The organism is Paenibacillus contaminans, from assembly GCF_003285015.1.
Classification (GTDB): domain Bacteria; phylum Bacillota; class Bacilli; order Paenibacillales; family NBRC-103111; genus Paenibacillus_V; species Paenibacillus_V contaminans.
Genome location: NZ_QMFB01000008.1, coordinates 86,919 through 102,175, shown reverse-complemented (window position 1 = coordinate 102,175; position 15,257 = coordinate 86,919). Strand labels below are relative to the sequence as shown.

General features: G+C 51.6%; 18 protein-coding genes and 2 pseudogenes. 8 read left to right on the top strand and 12 right to left on the bottom strand.

Translation table 11 applies throughout. The features are described 5' to 3' along the window. Positions 1-130 precede the first annotated feature (130 nt). Positions 131-1,129, top strand: coding sequence for an NAD(P)/FAD-dependent oxidoreductase (locus DQG23_RS15395; RefSeq protein ID WP_113031749.1), 999 nt, complete (start codon positions 131-133; stop codon positions 1,127-1,129). A gap of 138 nt (positions 1,130-1,267) precedes the next feature. After that, positions 1,268-1,522, top strand: coding sequence for a hypothetical protein (locus DQG23_RS15390; protein ID WP_113031748.1), 255 nt, complete (start codon positions 1,268-1,270; stop codon positions 1,520-1,522). A 14-nt stretch (positions 1,523-1,536) separates the two neighbouring features. On the opposite strand, the gene sda is transcribed toward DQG23_RS15390, so the two are convergent. From sda to DQG23_RS15365, 5 genes and pseudogenes are all read right to left on the bottom strand, one after another. Continuing rightward, on the bottom strand, positions 1,537-1,680 hold the full coding sequence (gene sda / locus DQG23_RS15385; RefSeq protein WP_113031747.1) for a sporulation histidine kinase inhibitor Sda: 144 nt from the start codon (positions 1,678-1,680) through the stop codon (positions 1,537-1,539). Between the two features lie 220 nt (positions 1,681-1,900). Continuing rightward, positions 1,901-2,092: a hypothetical protein gene (locus DQG23_RS15380; protein ID WP_113031746.1), complete on the bottom strand. Its 192-nt coding sequence runs from the start codon at positions 2,090-2,092 to the stop codon at positions 1,901-1,903. A gap of 380 nt (positions 2,093-2,472) precedes the next feature. Then, positions 2,473-2,832 carry an iron-sulfur cluster insertion protein ErpA gene (erpA, locus tag DQG23_RS15370; protein WP_113031744.1) on the bottom strand — a complete coding sequence of 120 codons (360 nt, stop codon included), beginning with the start codon at positions 2,830-2,832 and terminating at the stop codon, positions 2,473-2,475. Between the two features lie 305 nt (positions 2,833-3,137). Then, a pseudogene (locus DQG23_RS43765) lies at positions 3,138-3,245 on the bottom strand (hypothetical protein); the annotation flags it as partial. Then, positions 3,200-3,328: pseudogene (locus tag DQG23_RS15365) on the bottom strand (aspartyl-phosphate phosphatase Spo0E family protein); the annotation flags it as partial. The pseudogenes DQG23_RS15365 and DQG23_RS43765, both read right to left, overlap by 46 nt. A gap of 456 nt (positions 3,329-3,784) precedes the next feature. Here DQG23_RS15365 and mqnE point away from each other — a divergent pair. From mqnE to DQG23_RS15350, 3 genes are all read left to right on the top strand, one after another. Beyond that, the gene (gene mqnE / locus DQG23_RS15360; RefSeq protein ID WP_113031743.1) at positions 3,785-4,891 is read left to right on the top strand and encodes an aminofutalosine synthase MqnE; all 1,107 of its coding nucleotides are present in this window, start codon (positions 3,785-3,787) and stop codon (positions 4,889-4,891) included. 51 nt (positions 4,892-4,942) lie between these two features. After that, positions 4,943-5,839, top strand: a complete 897-nt coding sequence (locus DQG23_RS15355) for a M23 family metallopeptidase (protein WP_113031742.1) — start codon at positions 4,943-4,945, stop codon at positions 5,837-5,839. Between the two features lie 62 nt (positions 5,840-5,901). Next, positions 5,902-6,966 (top strand): NAD(P)/FAD-dependent oxidoreductase, encoded by a 1,065-nt coding sequence (locus DQG23_RS15350; protein ID WP_113031741.1) that lies wholly within the window; start codon positions 5,902-5,904, stop codon positions 6,964-6,966. A gap of 3 nt (positions 6,967-6,969) precedes the next feature. Here the strand turns inward: DQG23_RS15350 and DQG23_RS15345 are convergent, their stop codons facing one another. Next, complete coding sequence (locus DQG23_RS15345; protein WP_113031740.1) at positions 6,970-7,224, bottom strand: YuzB family protein; 255 nt, start codon at positions 7,222-7,224, stop codon at positions 6,970-6,972. A gap of 125 nt (positions 7,225-7,349) precedes the next feature. Between DQG23_RS15345 and DQG23_RS15340 the strand changes: the two genes are divergently transcribed. Beyond that, positions 7,350-7,595 (top strand): NifU family protein, encoded by a 246-nt coding sequence (locus DQG23_RS15340; protein WP_113031916.1) that lies wholly within the window; start codon positions 7,350-7,352, stop codon positions 7,593-7,595. A gap of 87 nt (positions 7,596-7,682) precedes the next feature. Here the strand turns inward: DQG23_RS15340 and DQG23_RS15335 are convergent, their stop codons facing one another. The 6 genes from DQG23_RS15335 to DQG23_RS15310 all read right to left on the bottom strand — a co-directional run bounded on the left by DQG23_RS15335 (position 7,683) and on the right by DQG23_RS15310 (position 12,180). Then, complete coding sequence (locus tag DQG23_RS15335; RefSeq protein ID WP_113031739.1) at positions 7,683-8,465, bottom strand: SDR family oxidoreductase; 783 nt, start codon at positions 8,463-8,465, stop codon at positions 7,683-7,685. Between the two features lie 30 nt (positions 8,466-8,495). After that, positions 8,496-9,209 (bottom strand): Cthe_2314 family HEPN domain-containing protein, encoded by a 714-nt coding sequence (locus DQG23_RS15330; protein ID WP_113031738.1) that lies wholly within the window; start codon positions 9,207-9,209, stop codon positions 8,496-8,498. 5 nt (positions 9,210-9,214) lie between these two features. Then, positions 9,215-10,210, bottom strand: a complete 996-nt coding sequence (locus DQG23_RS15325; protein ID WP_113031737.1) for a DMT family transporter — start codon at positions 10,208-10,210, stop codon at positions 9,215-9,217. Then, on the bottom strand, positions 10,207-10,419 hold the full coding sequence (locus DQG23_RS15320) for a hypothetical protein (RefSeq protein WP_113031736.1): 213 nt from the start codon (positions 10,417-10,419) through the stop codon (positions 10,207-10,209). The genes DQG23_RS15325 and DQG23_RS15320 overlap by 4 nt, the downstream gene beginning before the upstream one ends. A 140-nt stretch (positions 10,420-10,559) precedes the next feature. Next, positions 10,560-11,468, bottom strand: coding sequence for a COX15/CtaA family protein (locus DQG23_RS15315; protein ID WP_420330234.1), 909 nt, complete (start codon positions 11,466-11,468; stop codon positions 10,560-10,562). A 370-nt stretch (positions 11,469-11,838) separates the two neighbouring features. Further along, positions 11,839-12,180, bottom strand: coding sequence for a thioredoxin family protein (locus tag DQG23_RS15310; RefSeq protein WP_113031734.1), 342 nt, complete (start codon positions 12,178-12,180; stop codon positions 11,839-11,841). A gap of 1,013 nt (positions 12,181-13,193) precedes the next feature. On the opposite strand from DQG23_RS15310, the gene DQG23_RS15295 reads away from it, so the two are divergent. Together DQG23_RS15295 and DQG23_RS15290 are read left to right on the top strand one after the other, a co-directional pair. Next, positions 13,194-14,252: a CotH kinase family protein gene (locus tag DQG23_RS15295; protein ID WP_113031733.1), complete on the top strand. Its 1,059-nt coding sequence runs from the start codon at positions 13,194-13,196 to the stop codon at positions 14,250-14,252. A gap of 147 nt (positions 14,253-14,399) precedes the next feature. Further along, positions 14,400-15,242, top strand: a complete 843-nt coding sequence (locus DQG23_RS15290; protein ID WP_113031732.1) for an SPFH domain-containing protein — start codon at positions 14,400-14,402, stop codon at positions 15,240-15,242. The last annotated feature ends 15 nt before the right edge of the window (positions 15,243-15,257 follow it).

Sequence of the window (15,257 nt, the reverse complement as noted above, 5' to 3'; positions counted from 1 at the left end):
TTTTGAAATGTAAGCCATTGAAAGGTGTAACATATTATTCTTATATGTTTGAAAAAACGGCTTTCATCCGGGCAAAATTGCGCTTATAATTGATAACGATTGTCATTACGAACCGGAGGTGTCTTATCAGGTGTCAGAACAGCAGCAGCAAGAATTCGTAGACGTAATCATCATTGGGGGCGGTCCCGCTGGAATGTTTGCCGCTTTCTATGGCGGAATGCGCCAAGCGAGCGTGAAAATAATCGAAAGCATGCCCCAGCTGGGCGGGCAGCTTGCCGCGCTTTATCCTGAAAAATTCATTTACGACGTAGCCGGCTTCCCCAAGGTACGGGCGCAAGAATTGGTGGATAGCTTAAGCGAGCAAATGAAGCATTTCCCCATCGAGACTTGTCTTGAAGAGAAAGTCGTACAGGTGCTCAAGAAGGAAGAACGCCACTTCATCGTCACGACGGATAAAGGGGTTCACCATTCCCGCGCCATCATTATTACGGCAGGCGTCGGCGCCTTCGAGCCGCGGCGGCTGGAGCTTCCGGAAGCCGCTCGATTCGAGAAGAAAAACCTGCATTACTTCGTCAATGACTTAAACGCTTTCCGCGGCCAGAAGGTGCTGATCAGCGGGGGCGGAGACTCCGCCGTCGACTGGGCGCTCATGCTCGAACCGATCGCGGAAGAGGTCACGCTCATTCATCGCCGCGATAAGTTCCGCGCGCACGAACACAGTGTAGAGAATCTGATGAAATCGAAGGTGAAGGTTGTCACTCCTAAAGAAATTACGGAGCTTCACGGAGCGGACCGCATCGAGAAAGCAACGCTCAAAGACTGCAAATCGGGCGAAGAAACCATCCATGACGTCGATGCGGTAATCGTAAACTTCGGCTTCGTTTCTTCCCTCGGTCCGATTGCGGAGTGGGGACTTGAAATCGATAACGGCTCCATCATCGTCGACTCCCGTATGGAAACGAGCATTCCCGGCGTATTTGCCGCAGGCGATATAACGACATACCCCGGAAAACTTAAACTGATTGCCGTCGGCTTCGGCGAAGCTCCTACCGCCATCAACAACGCGAAAGTTTACATCGATCCGAACGCCAAGCTTTCTCCTGGACACAGCAGCAATATGAAGTTTTAAATTCCCCCCTTACTCACAACAAAGTCAGAATAATCGGCTGTACAGACGAATAACGTAACCGGCCCCTATTGATTAAGGAATAAACTAATACGCAACAAGGGTATTCTATTCCCAAACGATAACCTGGGAGGAATACCCTTGTCTTATTATTGTCCGGTATGCAATGGGCTGCAGAACGCCGCCGTCCGATGTCCGAAATGTGCGGGGCCGGCCGAGGATTGCGGACGATTCAACGATTTTCTAGGACCTTATGCGCCTTATCGCGCGATTGACGACATGAACTTGAGCAATGGCTTCTACGACAGGGCCAACCATGTTTGCGTGCATGTTATGCACTGTTTGGCATGCGAGCATCAATTTCAAACCTTTATTCACGAATGGTCGCAAGCATGACGCTCCCCAAACCTTTACTGAGCTTGCGGGTAGTAAGGAACATGCAGGTTTCTTCTTCTGATTTCCTTGAGCAGTAGGTTGATGAAATCCTGATCCAGCTTCAAATCCACCGCCCGTAAGTACGAGTCCATAAGCAGTTCGTTGCTGAGCAATTTCATCCCAATCACCCTTTACATCATTTTACAAATTATCATAGCATGTCCCAAAAAAGAGAACAAGCGTTCGAATTATCCACATCTCCTTGTGTATATCCTGTGTACAGACTGTGTACAATCGTCAAATTTCGCTTGTTTTCGCGTGTTGATTATGTGGGTAAGGTTATTCACAAAGGTCTTTTTACGGAATTGATGTCGAAAAATATTTTCGGATTTCTCCGATTTATTCCTGTTCTTCCTCCTCGGAAACCTCCCATTCGATCCGAATCTGCGAATTTGCCCAGCTGCTTACGTTCACTTGTATCGCAGCTTCGATTTCTTCCTCCGTTAACCCTTCCAGTTTATATTCATCGATCTCAATGACCCCGTTAATTTGCGCTTCTTCTCCAACCTTCAACGTCACGTTTACCTTCAAAAGTCTCACCCTTCTCCAGCTTATTTTCACGCCTCCTTATCCACAACACATTTTTCATAGCCGTGGATAGAATGGGGATAGTCCTGCGAAATTGCCTCTATATCAACTGTTAACATTGTTCACAAGCTTATACACAGCCATGGGGATAACGACGCTAACGGCAGGGCGGCTGCTGTTAGGTGCGCGATTATAAAGGTCTCTTTTCTTCACAGAGAAGGTCGGATGAATCCGAGCAACGTCGAATAACCCCGCATTAAAACGCACGTATTCCGCTTTCCGAAAAGTCCCGAAAAAAAACAACAGCCTCTCCCCTAACGGATTTCGCAAGGAAATCGTCGGGAAGAGGCTGATTCCTGATGGAGGATCGGTCGGTTATAAAGTTACTCGTCGCATTTCTCCGGCGTGCCTTCGTAGCCTGCAGGCTTAAACGAAGATCCGCAGCCGCAGGAAGCTACCGCGTTAGGATTATTAATCGTAAAGCCCCCGCCCATGCCGGAGTCCTTGTAGTCGATCTCCACGCCGTACAAATATTTGGCGCTTTCCTCGTCAACGACGATTCTGAGACCGTTCTGCTCAAGCCATTTATCGTCAGCCTTCTCTTCGTCGTCAAAGCCCATTCCGTATGAAAAACCGCTGCATCCGCCCGCTTTGACTCCCACTCGCAAGAACAAGTTCGGCGTCTCTTCGGCGGCCAGCATTTCTTTAAGTTTCTCGGCAGCTGTTTCGCTGATTGTAATCATAAAATATCTCCCTCCTCATGCTTCCACGGTTCGAAGGATTGATTCGGACCTCTGCTTCAAGTATACCCCTAAAAAGGCGAGCTAACAAGAGGAGCTGGACGCAGGAAAAAGGTTCAAACCTCGTAACATTGCATGCCGAAACAAGGCCTTCCGAAAAACAAAAGAGGCTTCTGTCGGCATATCGTTTTACTAGCGTATTTTGCGCCAGAAACGGAAGCCGCCTCCGGCAGCTCCTCTCCCTCATAAAGGGAAAGAGATTCTGATGCGCAAGCAAAAATAAGCACCGTCTCTAGACGGGCTTATATTTATGTAGGTTCTATTGTTGGTGTCTGCGGCGTTTCTCCAAAGCATAATGCTGGATCAAGAGCTCGTCCAATTGCTGGCTGCACTTCATAACTTCCGGATGAAGCAGGCCATGCGAGCCTCCAAGCGTATTCATACGCTGCCGCACTTGTTCGATTTCGCTGCTGATATCTTCGGTGTGATTGAGCACCATCATCGTTTTCACCGCATTCTCACCTTTATGTCAAACTACATTTTCCGGTATCTTGCTGAACATCCGTTTATCGTCCGCGTAACCTGATTTCATTCTCAGACTAAGGGAATTTATTAACGACAACACCAAGCACCGTGAGATAGTATACCTTATTTTCAAGAAAATAGGAAACACTATTTCAGCAAAAACAGCCAAATATCGCGTTACATTTTGTATCATTACATTTTCACAAATTTGTCGAACTTTACACAGTCCGCTGTCACACTTTTGTCACCTGTATTGCCCCTGCCGGATTGGAGGTTTATAATGTGGGAAGCAAGGATAAACGGCTACGTCTCCCTTTAAGGATATATAGGTTTAACGGGAAGTCGAACAATCAGCTGAGGAGATGCTTTGAAGAAACCGGTACGCCTTGGTTTCATAAAGCTCGTTTTATAAACAACTGGAGGGATGAATATGAATATAGCTATTCGCACGCCGGACAAGCAAATGGCCGAAATTGCCGAGAAAGTGAAAAACGGCGTAAGGCTGACCAAGCAGGACGGCTTATTTTTGTATGAATCCGACGACCTGCTGACGATCGGACAATTGGCGAACGAAGCAAATCTTCGCAAGAACGGCAATAAGGTTTATTTTATCGAGAACATGAGCTTGTATTTCACCAACGTTTGCGAAGCGCACTGCGCCTTCTGCAACTTCCGTAAGGATCAAGGCGACGAGGGCGCCTATACCCTTAGCGGCGATGAAATGGTCGAATACGTCTCCAAGCACTATCATCCTGGCGTGCGCGAATTTCACATCGTTGGCGGGCATAACCAGCATGTGCCTTTCCAATATTATGTCGACTCGATCAAGGCGCTCAAGAAAAGCTTCCCGTCCGTTACGATCAAAGCCTACACGGCTGCCGAAATCGAATTTTACTCCCGCCTGAGCGGCCTTTCGATCCGCGAGGTGCTCCAAACGCTTATCGATGCCGGACTCGAATCGTTAACCGGGGGCGGCGCAGAAATTTTATCCGACCGGTACCGCGACAAAATGCATGTCGACAAAGCCTCGGCATCGCAATATTTGGAGGTGCACCGGACGGCGCACGAGCTCGGGCTTCGCACGCATACGACGATGCTGTACGGCTCGCCGGTCGAAACGCTCGAGGAGCGGATTCAGCATATGATGTATTTGCGCGAGCTGCAGGACGAAACGAACGGCTTCCTCGTGTTCATCCCGCTGGCGCTTCAGCCGATCAATCCGAACGCCGGAATCAAGCGCAGAAACTCCGCCTTCGACGATCTGAAGACGATCGCGATCAGCCGGCTTATGCTGGACAATTTCCAGCACATCAAAGCTTACTTTATTAATATCGGTACGCAGCTTACGCAAATAGCGCTCACTTTCGGCGCGTCCGATGCGCACGGCACGATTATTAAGGAGCGAATCAGCCATGCGGCCGGCGCATTGACCCCTGCCGGTTTGACCCGTGACGAGCTCATCTGGCTGATCAAGGGCGCAGGCCGCATTCCGGTCGAACGCGATACGTTCTACAACGAAGTAAAAGTTTACGAGTAATTGAGGCATACTAAAGACATGAAATTTTAGATACCAGTGAGGTTCGAGAACATGGACTGGATTCTTGCATTGTTCATGGTTTGGGGGTCGCTGAACGCAGCCGCCGATGAACAAGCCCGTCTGGATGCCATACAGCGTGAAGCGGTCGCGTCAGCCGAGGCCGCTTTGTTTCAGGAGCAGGCGGAAGCCGTCCTGAAGGAAGAGGTTGCGCTTTTGCCGAATGCGACATATCCCGGCGACGCCGTACTTATCCGCTCCAAAACAAAGGGCGAATTCGTCTGGCAAAACAAGACGATTTCCCTGCAGCCATACGCGAACGGCTTCTACGCCATGCTGCCGGTTGCGATCGACGCGAAGCCCGGAACGTATACGATCTTAGGCCAAACGCTGAAGATTAAGGCGAAAACCTTCGATGTCGATCGTCTGACGGTAACGAAAGAGCAGGAGCAAATGCGTCAGGATACGCAGCGAATCGCGAAGGATCAGGCGAAAATCGATTTGGCCAGAAGCAAGTCGGAGCCGACGTTTCTTTACAAAGAGCCCTTCGTCATCCCGGTTAAAGGCCGTCTGACGACCCCGTACGGCTACACCCGTTACGTGAACGGCAAGTTTAGCGGCACGCATGCCGCGCTCGATCTGGCGGCGCCTACAGGCACGCCGATCAAAGCGGCGAACGCCGGCAAAGTCGTCCTTGCGGACGAGCTGTATTTAACCGGCAATTCGATATATATCGATCACGGCATGAATTTATTTTCGCAGTACGCGCATTTATCCAAGCTGCTTGTGAAAACCGGCGACGAAGTCAAGGCCGGCGACATAATCGGCGAAGTAGGCTCTACGGGCTTCTCGACCGGACCTCATTTGCATTTTACGTTCTGGGTCGGGAACAATCCGGTCAACCCGAACTTGTTTTTCGATACGGTACCGTTCCGCTGGAAAGGGGAATGACCGCTCCCGGCGAACGGATATAAATAGCTGTAAATATAAGTACAGAGAGGGTTTCGCGCACCATGAAAAAGCTTGTCATTCTCGGCGGTGGGTACGGGGGTCTTACCATCGCGCATTCACTTCTTGAAAAGGATACCCCGGACGACATTTCGATCACGCTGGTCGACAGGATGCCTTACCAAGGCCTCAAAACCGAATATTATGCCCTTGCCGCCGGTACCGTTTCGGATATCGCCGTTCGCGTTTCTTTTCCTTCCGACCCGCGAATCGCATTGAAGTACGGAGAAGTAACCGAAGTCAGCTTGGAGCAAAAAGAGGTTAATTTCGAAAATGGGGAGACCTTGGCATACGACTGGCTGATTATCGCGCTCGGTTGCGTCGATAAATACCATAACATTCCCGGGGCCGAAGCTTATTCCAACAGTATTCAAACGTTATCCGACACCCGCATTACGTATCAACGCATTAACGATGTAGCGCCCTACGGACAAGTTTCCATTATCGGCGGCGGGCTGAGCGGCGTCGAAATCGCTGCGGAGCTGCGCGAAAGCCGTCCGGATCTGAACATTCGCACGTTGGACCGCGGACCGAGCGTATTGTCGGCATTCCCTGCCAAAGCCCAAAAGTACGTTCGCGAATGGTTCCAGGAGCATGATATCGAAATGATTACGCAAGCGGGAATTACGCATCTCGAGAAAGGCGTAATCTACAACCGAGGAGACGAAGTCTTGTCGGATGTAGTCGTCTGGACCGCAGGCATTCAGCCGAGTCCGATCGTACAGAAGCTGAACGTCGAGAAGGATCCGCAAGGACGCGTCATCCTTGACGCCTATCACCAAATTCCGACAAATCCGGGCGTGTTCGTGGTCGGTGACTGCGCAAGTCTCCCCTTCTCGCCAAGCGCGCAGGCTGCGGAGGGACAAGGCAAGCAGGTAGCGGAAGTGCTGAAGGCGATTTGGAAAGGAGAAACCCCCAAGCTCGGATTAATTAAGCTTAAAGGGGTTCTTGGCTCGCTCGGAAAAAAATGCGGTTTCGGCTTAATGGGGAAATCGACGGTTATGACAGGAAAAGTGCCTCGTGCGATCAAAAGCGGCGTACTCTGGATGTCGAAAAATCATTTCGGCTGAATATCATTCTCCAAGGAGATCGAACATCGCTTCGATCTCTTTGACTTTCGCCAATATTTGTTCATAAAGCTCATCGGCTGTGGCCGCCGCGACGGTTTCTCCGTTTACAAGCGCATACGGAAATAAATAGCATTCTCCGCAGTTGCCGAGACAGCCGTATTCGATGACATCGTAATCGGGATTGGCTTCGAGCTTTTTCATAACCTCTTCGGTTCCGTGGTGCATATTGTTAACGCAAAATTCGATAATCGGTCTCATGATTCCACCTCTTGCATTGTGTAAGGCCTTCCCGGCTTATATGCATTGCCTTTGAACGATCTATGACGGCCATTTTAATTTCGCCGGTTATGTACTATAATAAAGGAAGAAGGGAGATGAAACAAATGAGTGAACAAACACAAAGCACGATGTATGATGAAGTACTCGAGGTTCTAGATAAATTGCGTCCGTTCTTGCAGCGCGACGGCGGCGACGTTGAGCTTGTCGACGTAGAAGACGGTATCGTCAAGCTGAAGCTGGTTGGCGCTTGCGGCAGCTGCCCGAGCTCCACGATCACGCTGAAAGCCGGCATCGAACGCGCATTGCTGGAAGAAGTCGAAGGCGTTCAAGAGGTCATGCAAGTATTTTAAGCCTGTCGTAAACCTTCAATTCCGTTGCATGACGGAACTGGAGGTTTATTTTTATATAAGAGAAAAGCTGAGACGCCGACACGGCGCTCAGCTTTTTTTGTTCGTGCTTTGAATCGTTCGGATCGGATCGAGCCCGCCCGAAATATCCATAATATTGCCGGTGATGAAATCGGATTGCGGCAAACAGAGAAATGCGATCACGCGCGCGATGTCCTCCCCCGTTCCAGGGCGGCCGCGCGGCGACTCTTCGTCCGTTATATGCTCGACGTCGCGAATATGCTTTTCTTTGTTCGCTCCGCGAATATCCCCCGGGCAAATCATATTTACAGTCACCCCGTTGCCCGCTTCCTCTACGGCTAACGTTTTGGTAAACGAAACGAGACCTACCTTGGCCGCGGCATAAACCGCGCGATGCGGCCACGCCCGGGCTTCTGCAGCATGTCCGAAGCCGAAATGGATGACTCGTCCCCAGTGCTTGCGGCGCATATACGGCAGAACAAGATGATCCAGCTCAATAACGCCGAGCAGGTTACCGCGCATCAAATAATCGATTTCCTCCGGCTTATAATCGGCGAACAACCGCCGTTCCCGTATGAACGGGCCTGCGTTATTGATCAAAATATCGATGCCGCCGAGGCGCTGCTCCGTTTCCGCCACCAGCTTCCGCATATCCTCTGAACGCGAGACGTCCCCTTGAACGGTTATGCATCGCGCCCCCTTCCGCTCGATGGCTTCCCGAAGCTCCTCCGCTTCGTCGCGGCTATGTACATAGTTGACGACGATATCGCAGCCCTGCTCGGCCAGCGTAAGCGCCGTCATTTTGCCAAGGCCTTTGGCGCTTCCCGTAATAAGCGCAACTTTGCGTTCCATGCCAAACCCCCAGTACGACCGACAGCTTTGTCAGCATATTCGTTTGCTCTTCAGAAAAGTAAAAGTGAGAAGCAGCGTCCGGCAAACCATTTCGTAACATGACGACAAATCGTTCATATTCGCTTTGATGTTCTCAACAGGCGTAAGCCCGTCGTCATCGGAGCTGCCCGCGTTTTTGACATCGTCCGCCATTTCGGCGTTGAGCGAATGAATTTCCATATTTCGTTGGGAACGAAGCTTGCTGAGCGCTTCTTGATGATTGTTTTTCAGCTGATACAGCCTCGTTTCAAGCTCGGGAAGCGTTTTTTTGTCGTGCATTTGGCGCAGAACGGTGAAATAGGAGAAACGCGATTTGACGCGTTCCGTTTTGAGGTCCAACACCTGGTTCATAATATGACCCAGCTTGTCCAAAATCGAGAAAACGCGGATAAATGCATTTTTATAGAAGTACACATGCCTCCGGTAATGATCCCATTCCGAAGCGTTCATTTCCTCCAGATTTCGCTTGCCGCCGATAGCGGCGCCCGATTGCTCGCAGGCGTATTTGCTTTGCTCAAGCTCGTCCAGCGCCCTCTCGAAGCCGTGGATGTGCAGTTCAAGCCTGTCCAGCGAGTAAGGCCGGCTCGTACGCCCCTGATCCTTCTGCTTGCGGATAAAAGCACGGTAAGCTTCGATCGCTTGCATCGTTTCGAGCAGCAGTCCTTCGTCGATCCTTTTCTTCTGGGAAAACATGCTTCTTAGCATTAGCTTCATCCCCTTTGCTGATGATCGGGCGTTGATGAACGGGAGACCGGTATCGCAGCACGTTTCTGATATCTGTCCTTCTGTACGATGTACATCGCCGCCAGAACCCCTGTCCCTCCGATGATCTGATACGCGGAGAGCGATTCGCTGAGCAGCACGTACCCCGAGATTGCGGCCATTACAGGCAGCAGGAAGCCGTATACCGATGCTTTCACCGGACCAAGCTTTCCGAGACTCCAATTATGCGCATAAAAACCGAGCACAGTCCCGAATAAAGCCGTATACGCAAGACTGATCCAACCGGTTCCGGACATCGAGGCCAGCATATCCCCATCCACCTGCATAACGACTGCAGGCAGCAGCGCGACAGCCCCTGCCGTCATTTCTATGGCGACAAGCAACGGCAGCGGGTATTTCTTCACCAAGCGGTTCATACCGATCAAATAAACGGCTCCCAGCACGCTGCGCAGCAAAAGAAGGACGTCGCCGCGCATCGTTTCGGCGGTAAAACGAAGGCCTTCGCTGCCGCCGGCTACGACGACGGCCACGCAGGCTACGGCCAGCGGCAAGCCGATCAGCAGCCGCGGAGTGAGCCTGATTTCGCGCAGCCATAAAGCGAACAGCACGGTAATGACCGGCATAAAACCGCGGCCGAGCACCGCCCCGTTAGCCGCATTCGAATACTGCAGCGCATACGAGAACATTGCTTCCAGTCCGACTGCGGAAAGCACGCCAAGTCCGATAGCGAGCCACAGGTCGCCGCGTTCCATTTTATACGAAACGGACTCCCCGGACAGCCGGCCCTGATTTGCGCGCTTCCTGTAATACAAAGCGTAACCCCAAAGAATCGGTAATATGCTTGCATACCGCAAACCGTTAAAAACCAGCGGATCCCATTCGCGTCCGCCGACCTTCATGGAGATGATATTGATTCCCCAAAGCATGAACGAAGCGACAAGTGCCGCATGAGGTAGCGCAGAATGCTGCTTGTTGTGGGTCATCGCTTATAACCCCGCAAATCTTCGGACCGGCGGCGGGCAACGAGTCTGAACATCTCTTCCTGTGGGATAACTTTCTCCCGGTATACCCGCTTCATTCCGGCGTCGACGGCAAGAGGCGTCGGATAGCCGGCGTGACGGCGGCTGGTGTCCCTTCTCGCATTCAACATATCCGATACCGGATTGCCGCCATTATGGATTTGCCAGTGCATGCCGGTTCTCTCTCCTTATTCGATAAAAGGGGTGGATGTATCGCTCTTTATATTCGCTTTCTGCAGGCCGAATTCCTTGTGACAGGATAAACGGCTTCACTGTCCTACAAAGCCGACAAGCGGGCGCCGCGAAGGGGCGGTTATGCCGCCCGCTTCGTTGTACCCGCTGGAAGAACGATAAAGCCCAAATAACTCAAAATGGAGAACAAGCAAGAAATAATAACCGTATGCAGCAAGCTCGCAAGCAGGTACCAATCGGAACCGAAGGCGAGGGTAACGAATGCTCCGCTGAACACCTGCAGCGTCACTAAATATAACGACCATTTCCCGGAAAGCTTGATCCGTTTCGGCAAATCGCTTTTGGCCGACGCGCGGGCCAATAAAGCGATGACGAGGAATAAGAGAATAGCCCCGACACGATGCATGAATACGATTCCCGTCGCGCCGGACAGCTCGGGGATCACTTCCCCGTTGCATAGCGGCCAGCCCGTGCAGCCCCCGGACGATTCCGTATGCCGGATATATGCGCCCAGATAAACGACGAAATAACAATAGATGAGCGTAAACCACACCAGCTTGCGAAAACCTTTGGTCACGGCTACGTTGCCGGGGTTCCAGACCGAAGGACCCGGACGAACGGCGGAAGGGTTCGCTTTCTCCGCACCGAACTCTTCACGGATTGCAAAATACAGCAGCACCGTAAATGCGAACGCCAGCAGCGATATGCCGAAATGCAGCGCCATAACCATCGAGGATTGCGGCCACATAACCGCCATCGCGCCAAGCGCCGCCTGCACGATCGTAAAGAACAGAACGCCCGAAGCGTGAATTTTGGCATCCATCCGTTTGCTTCGCCGCAAGACGACAATAAATGCCGCGAGTACGATTAAGCCTACGATTCCAGTCACAAACCGGTGGCTGTATTCAATCATCGAATCGATCGTATATGCGGGTACGAATTTGCCGTTGCATAAAGGCCAATCGTCTCCGCATCCCCGCCCCGACTCGGTTTTGGTAACCAATGCGCCCATCAGCAGAACAAGAAACATCCCTACCGAGTTCGCCAAGCACAATCTCTGTATAAACTTGTTGTTCAAGCCCAAGCACCTTCTTTGCTGGTTCGAAGTTAAACGGCCGGTCTCTTAAACCGTGATGTCAGACAGGCAGCTTCATGTCTCATTATAGCGATATTTGCGGGGCGATTCCATTCGCAATTGTGACAATGCTTTGAAATACCCGGAAGCCCGGCCGCATCCTTTGACGCGGCGTCTGCCGATGTCGAATAATCAGCGAAGAATATGCGTTCCGGGACATTGAAAAAACGCGCCCGAAAGGACGCGTTACGGTTGAACGCCCGTCTGTTAGTCAGCGTGCGCTCTGCATGAGTTCCAACAATCCGCGCCGAATGTGCGGCGGCAGTTATCCGATAGCGCCTGCGACCTCAACGGAACGATCGAGGAACTGCTCGATTTCATCACGCGTTTTGCGAAGCTTGCTGACAAAGCGGATAAGCTCTTTCCCTTCGCGAAAAGCGATAAAGCTCGGGATGCCTAAAATATTCAATTGCTCGCATAAATCGGGGAAATCGTCGCGGTCGATTTGAATGAAGGTCAGCCTGTCCGCGTACGCTTGCTCGACATCCGGCATGAACGGATCGATAAAATGGCAATCTTTGCACCAGGTCGTTTTGAAAATGGCGATAGTCGGTTTGGCATTGGCGATATGTTCGTTAAACTCCTGCTCCGTTTTTACTTGGATCATGACGCTGCCTCCTGCACTCGAATTGATTTTCCTCTTTATAGCATGCGGATAAGCGAAAGTCAATCCGCCGCCGGGAGACGTGATTCTACCAAATCCGTCCCGTTTCTAGCAATGGAACGTTTCTCTATTTCGTATCTTCTAATCTCCTGCCTTTTTTTGTGCCGCTAAACTACTAACCAAGCATCGTTCAATCCTCAGCCATAGTATGGAGCATATCAAATGAAAGGGGGATTTTGGATGTCGAGTCCTAGATTTGATGAATTGTCCGACGGCCTCGTATACGAAAGCTGCTGGGACTGCTGTGGCAACTGGGAACGTGAGGGCACAGACGACATAGACTGCAGCAAATCGGAGAAATCGAACAAATCGGATAAATCCTGCCGTTCGGGTCGATCTGACCGTTCCCACCGCTCCCACCGCTCCGGTCGTTCCGGTCGTTCTGGTCGCTCCGGTCGTTCTGGTCGCTCCGGTCGTTCCGGTCGCTCCGGTCGTTCCGGTCGTTCTCACCGTTCACATCGCTCCGGCCGCTCGGGTTCGGGTCGTTCAGGCTCCGGACGTACAGGCCGTTCGGGCTCGGGACGCTCAGGCTCAGGCCGTACAGGGCATTCGGGCTCGGGACGTACAGGTCATTCCGGACGCACCGGACATTCCGGTCGCTCGGGACGCTCCTGTTCCGGCCGTACAGGGCGTTCGGGCTCGGGACGTACAGGTCATTCCGGCCGCACCGGACATTCCGGTCGCTCGGGACGCTCCTGTTCCGGCCGTACAGGGCGTTCGGGCTCGGGACGTACAGGTCATTCCGGCCGCACCGGACATTCCGGTCGCTCGGGACGCTCCTGTTCCGACCGTACAGGTCGTTCGGGCCGTTCCGGGTCCGGACGCTCGCGCCGCTCCGGTTCCGGTCGTTCGGGTTCGGGTCGCAGCTAACCCTTTTCAATTAAATAGGCGAAAAACCTATCGGTTTCCGACTGATAGGTTTTTCCACGACTATTTCCGGAGGCTGGTGCCGCGCTATGAGCTTACCTGTCCGACGTGTCGTCATCTCCGATTCGCAGTGGAAAAGGCTGCAGGAGGACGTATGGAGCGATAATTTCGTGAAAGCCACTTTGATTACCGGGTCCGGCCGACGCGAGGCGATCCGCATTCGGTATCGGGGAAATCATACGCGTAAATACAATAAGAAATCGTATGAAATCGCCCAAGGCTACAAAACGCTCCACCTCAATTCGGAATACGACGATCCATCGATGATTCGTAACGCGCTGTCTTTTACCTTTTTGCGTTGGATCGGGCTCAGTTGTCCGGCTGTCAGGCATATCAGGCTAGAGCTGAACGGACAGGATCTGGGCGTTTATCTGGAAATCGAAGGCGTCAACCGGCGTTTTTTCAACCGCAGAGGAATTCCTTTTTCCCTGCTCGTTTATGCGGTTAGCGACGATGCGAACTTCGGGCTGAACGGCTACGACTCCTCCCGGCGCAAATCGTCGTTGTTCAACGGCTATGAGCATATTATCGGAACGACAACCGAACGCAAGCGGCTTGTCGAATTCATTCGTAATATTAACACGCTGCGCGGACAGCAGCTTGTTAAATATTTAGCCGCCCAGCTTGATGTCGACAATTATTTGAGATGGCTGGCAGGCGCCGTTTTCACAAGCAATTATGACGGTTTCGAGCAAAACTACGCACTCTACAAACATAAAACGAAGCTGAAATACAGAATGCTCCCCTGGGATTATGAAGGAACCTGGGGCCGCAACTGTTACGGCAGAAAAACCGCCAGCGACATGGTGAAAGCTACGGGCTATAACGAGCTTACCCGGATCCTGCTCTCCATCAAACCCTTTCGCGAGAAGTACAAGCAAATTTTGCAGGAAACTTTGCAATCCGCATTTACCGCCTCCAAAATCATGCCCGAAGTATATCGGATGCATCAGGCGATCGCGCCTTACATTCGTGAAGATAAAATGCGAAATTGGTCTTATTCCGTTTTTGAAGACGAACCGGATGTCATCGAAACGTATATTAAAGAAAGAAGATCTTTTCTCAAACAGGCGCTGCAATCCATGTAAGGGGGACGACGATTACAAGATCTTGCATTCGCCTAAAACATGTCGCCGTGCAAAACGGCGATTTTTATTTCATATGTATTTACATATTTTTTCAATTGTGATATCATATAAATATCAAAACAATACTATCATGTGGGAGGTCACAAGATGAACGAGAAAAAAGCTTTAGCCGTCAACGGCTACTTCGCCACCCTGATTCTGGTTATTCTGCTTGCAGGCGGCATATTTCTTCTTGTGCAGGAGCAATTCGTAACCGGCATCATTGCAGAGGCGATCGTGTTGGTGATCATGGCGAGCCTAACGGTCGTACAGCCTAATCAGGCGGTTGCCATTACATTCTTCGGCGACTATAAAGGAACGATCCGCAAAAGCGGACTTTGGCTGACCGTCCCTTTCTCCATTCGTAAAACGGTTTCGCTTCGCGTACGCAACTTCAACAGCGCCAAGCTGAAAGTAAACGATGTCGAAGGCAATCCGATCGAAATCGCCGCGGTCGTCGTATTTAAAGTGGTGGATTCGGCCAAAGCGCTGTTTGACGTCGACAATTACGAGCAATTCGTGGAAATACAAAGCGAAACCGCTCTGCGCCATGTTGCCAGTAAATATCCTTATGACAATTTCGCGGGAGAAGCTTATTCGCTTCGCGGAAATTCCGATGAAGTAGCTGCCGAGCTGAGCCAGGAGCTGCAAACGCGTCTTGCGGTAGCCGGTGTGGAGGTCGTCGAAGCGCGTCTGACCCATCTCGCTTATTCGACGGAGATCGCCAGCGCCATGCTTCAGCGGCAGCAAGCGGCGGCGATATTGTCAGCACGGCAAAAAATCGTGGAAGGCGCTGTCGGCATGGTACAGATGGCGATCGGCCAATTGCAGGAGCAAGGCATCGTGGAGCTGGACGAGGAGCGCAAGGCAGCAATGATCAACAATCTGATGGTGGCGATCGTATCCGACCGTTCCGCCAGCCCCGTCATAAACACCGGGACGCTTTACTAGAGGAAGCGGTGCGTC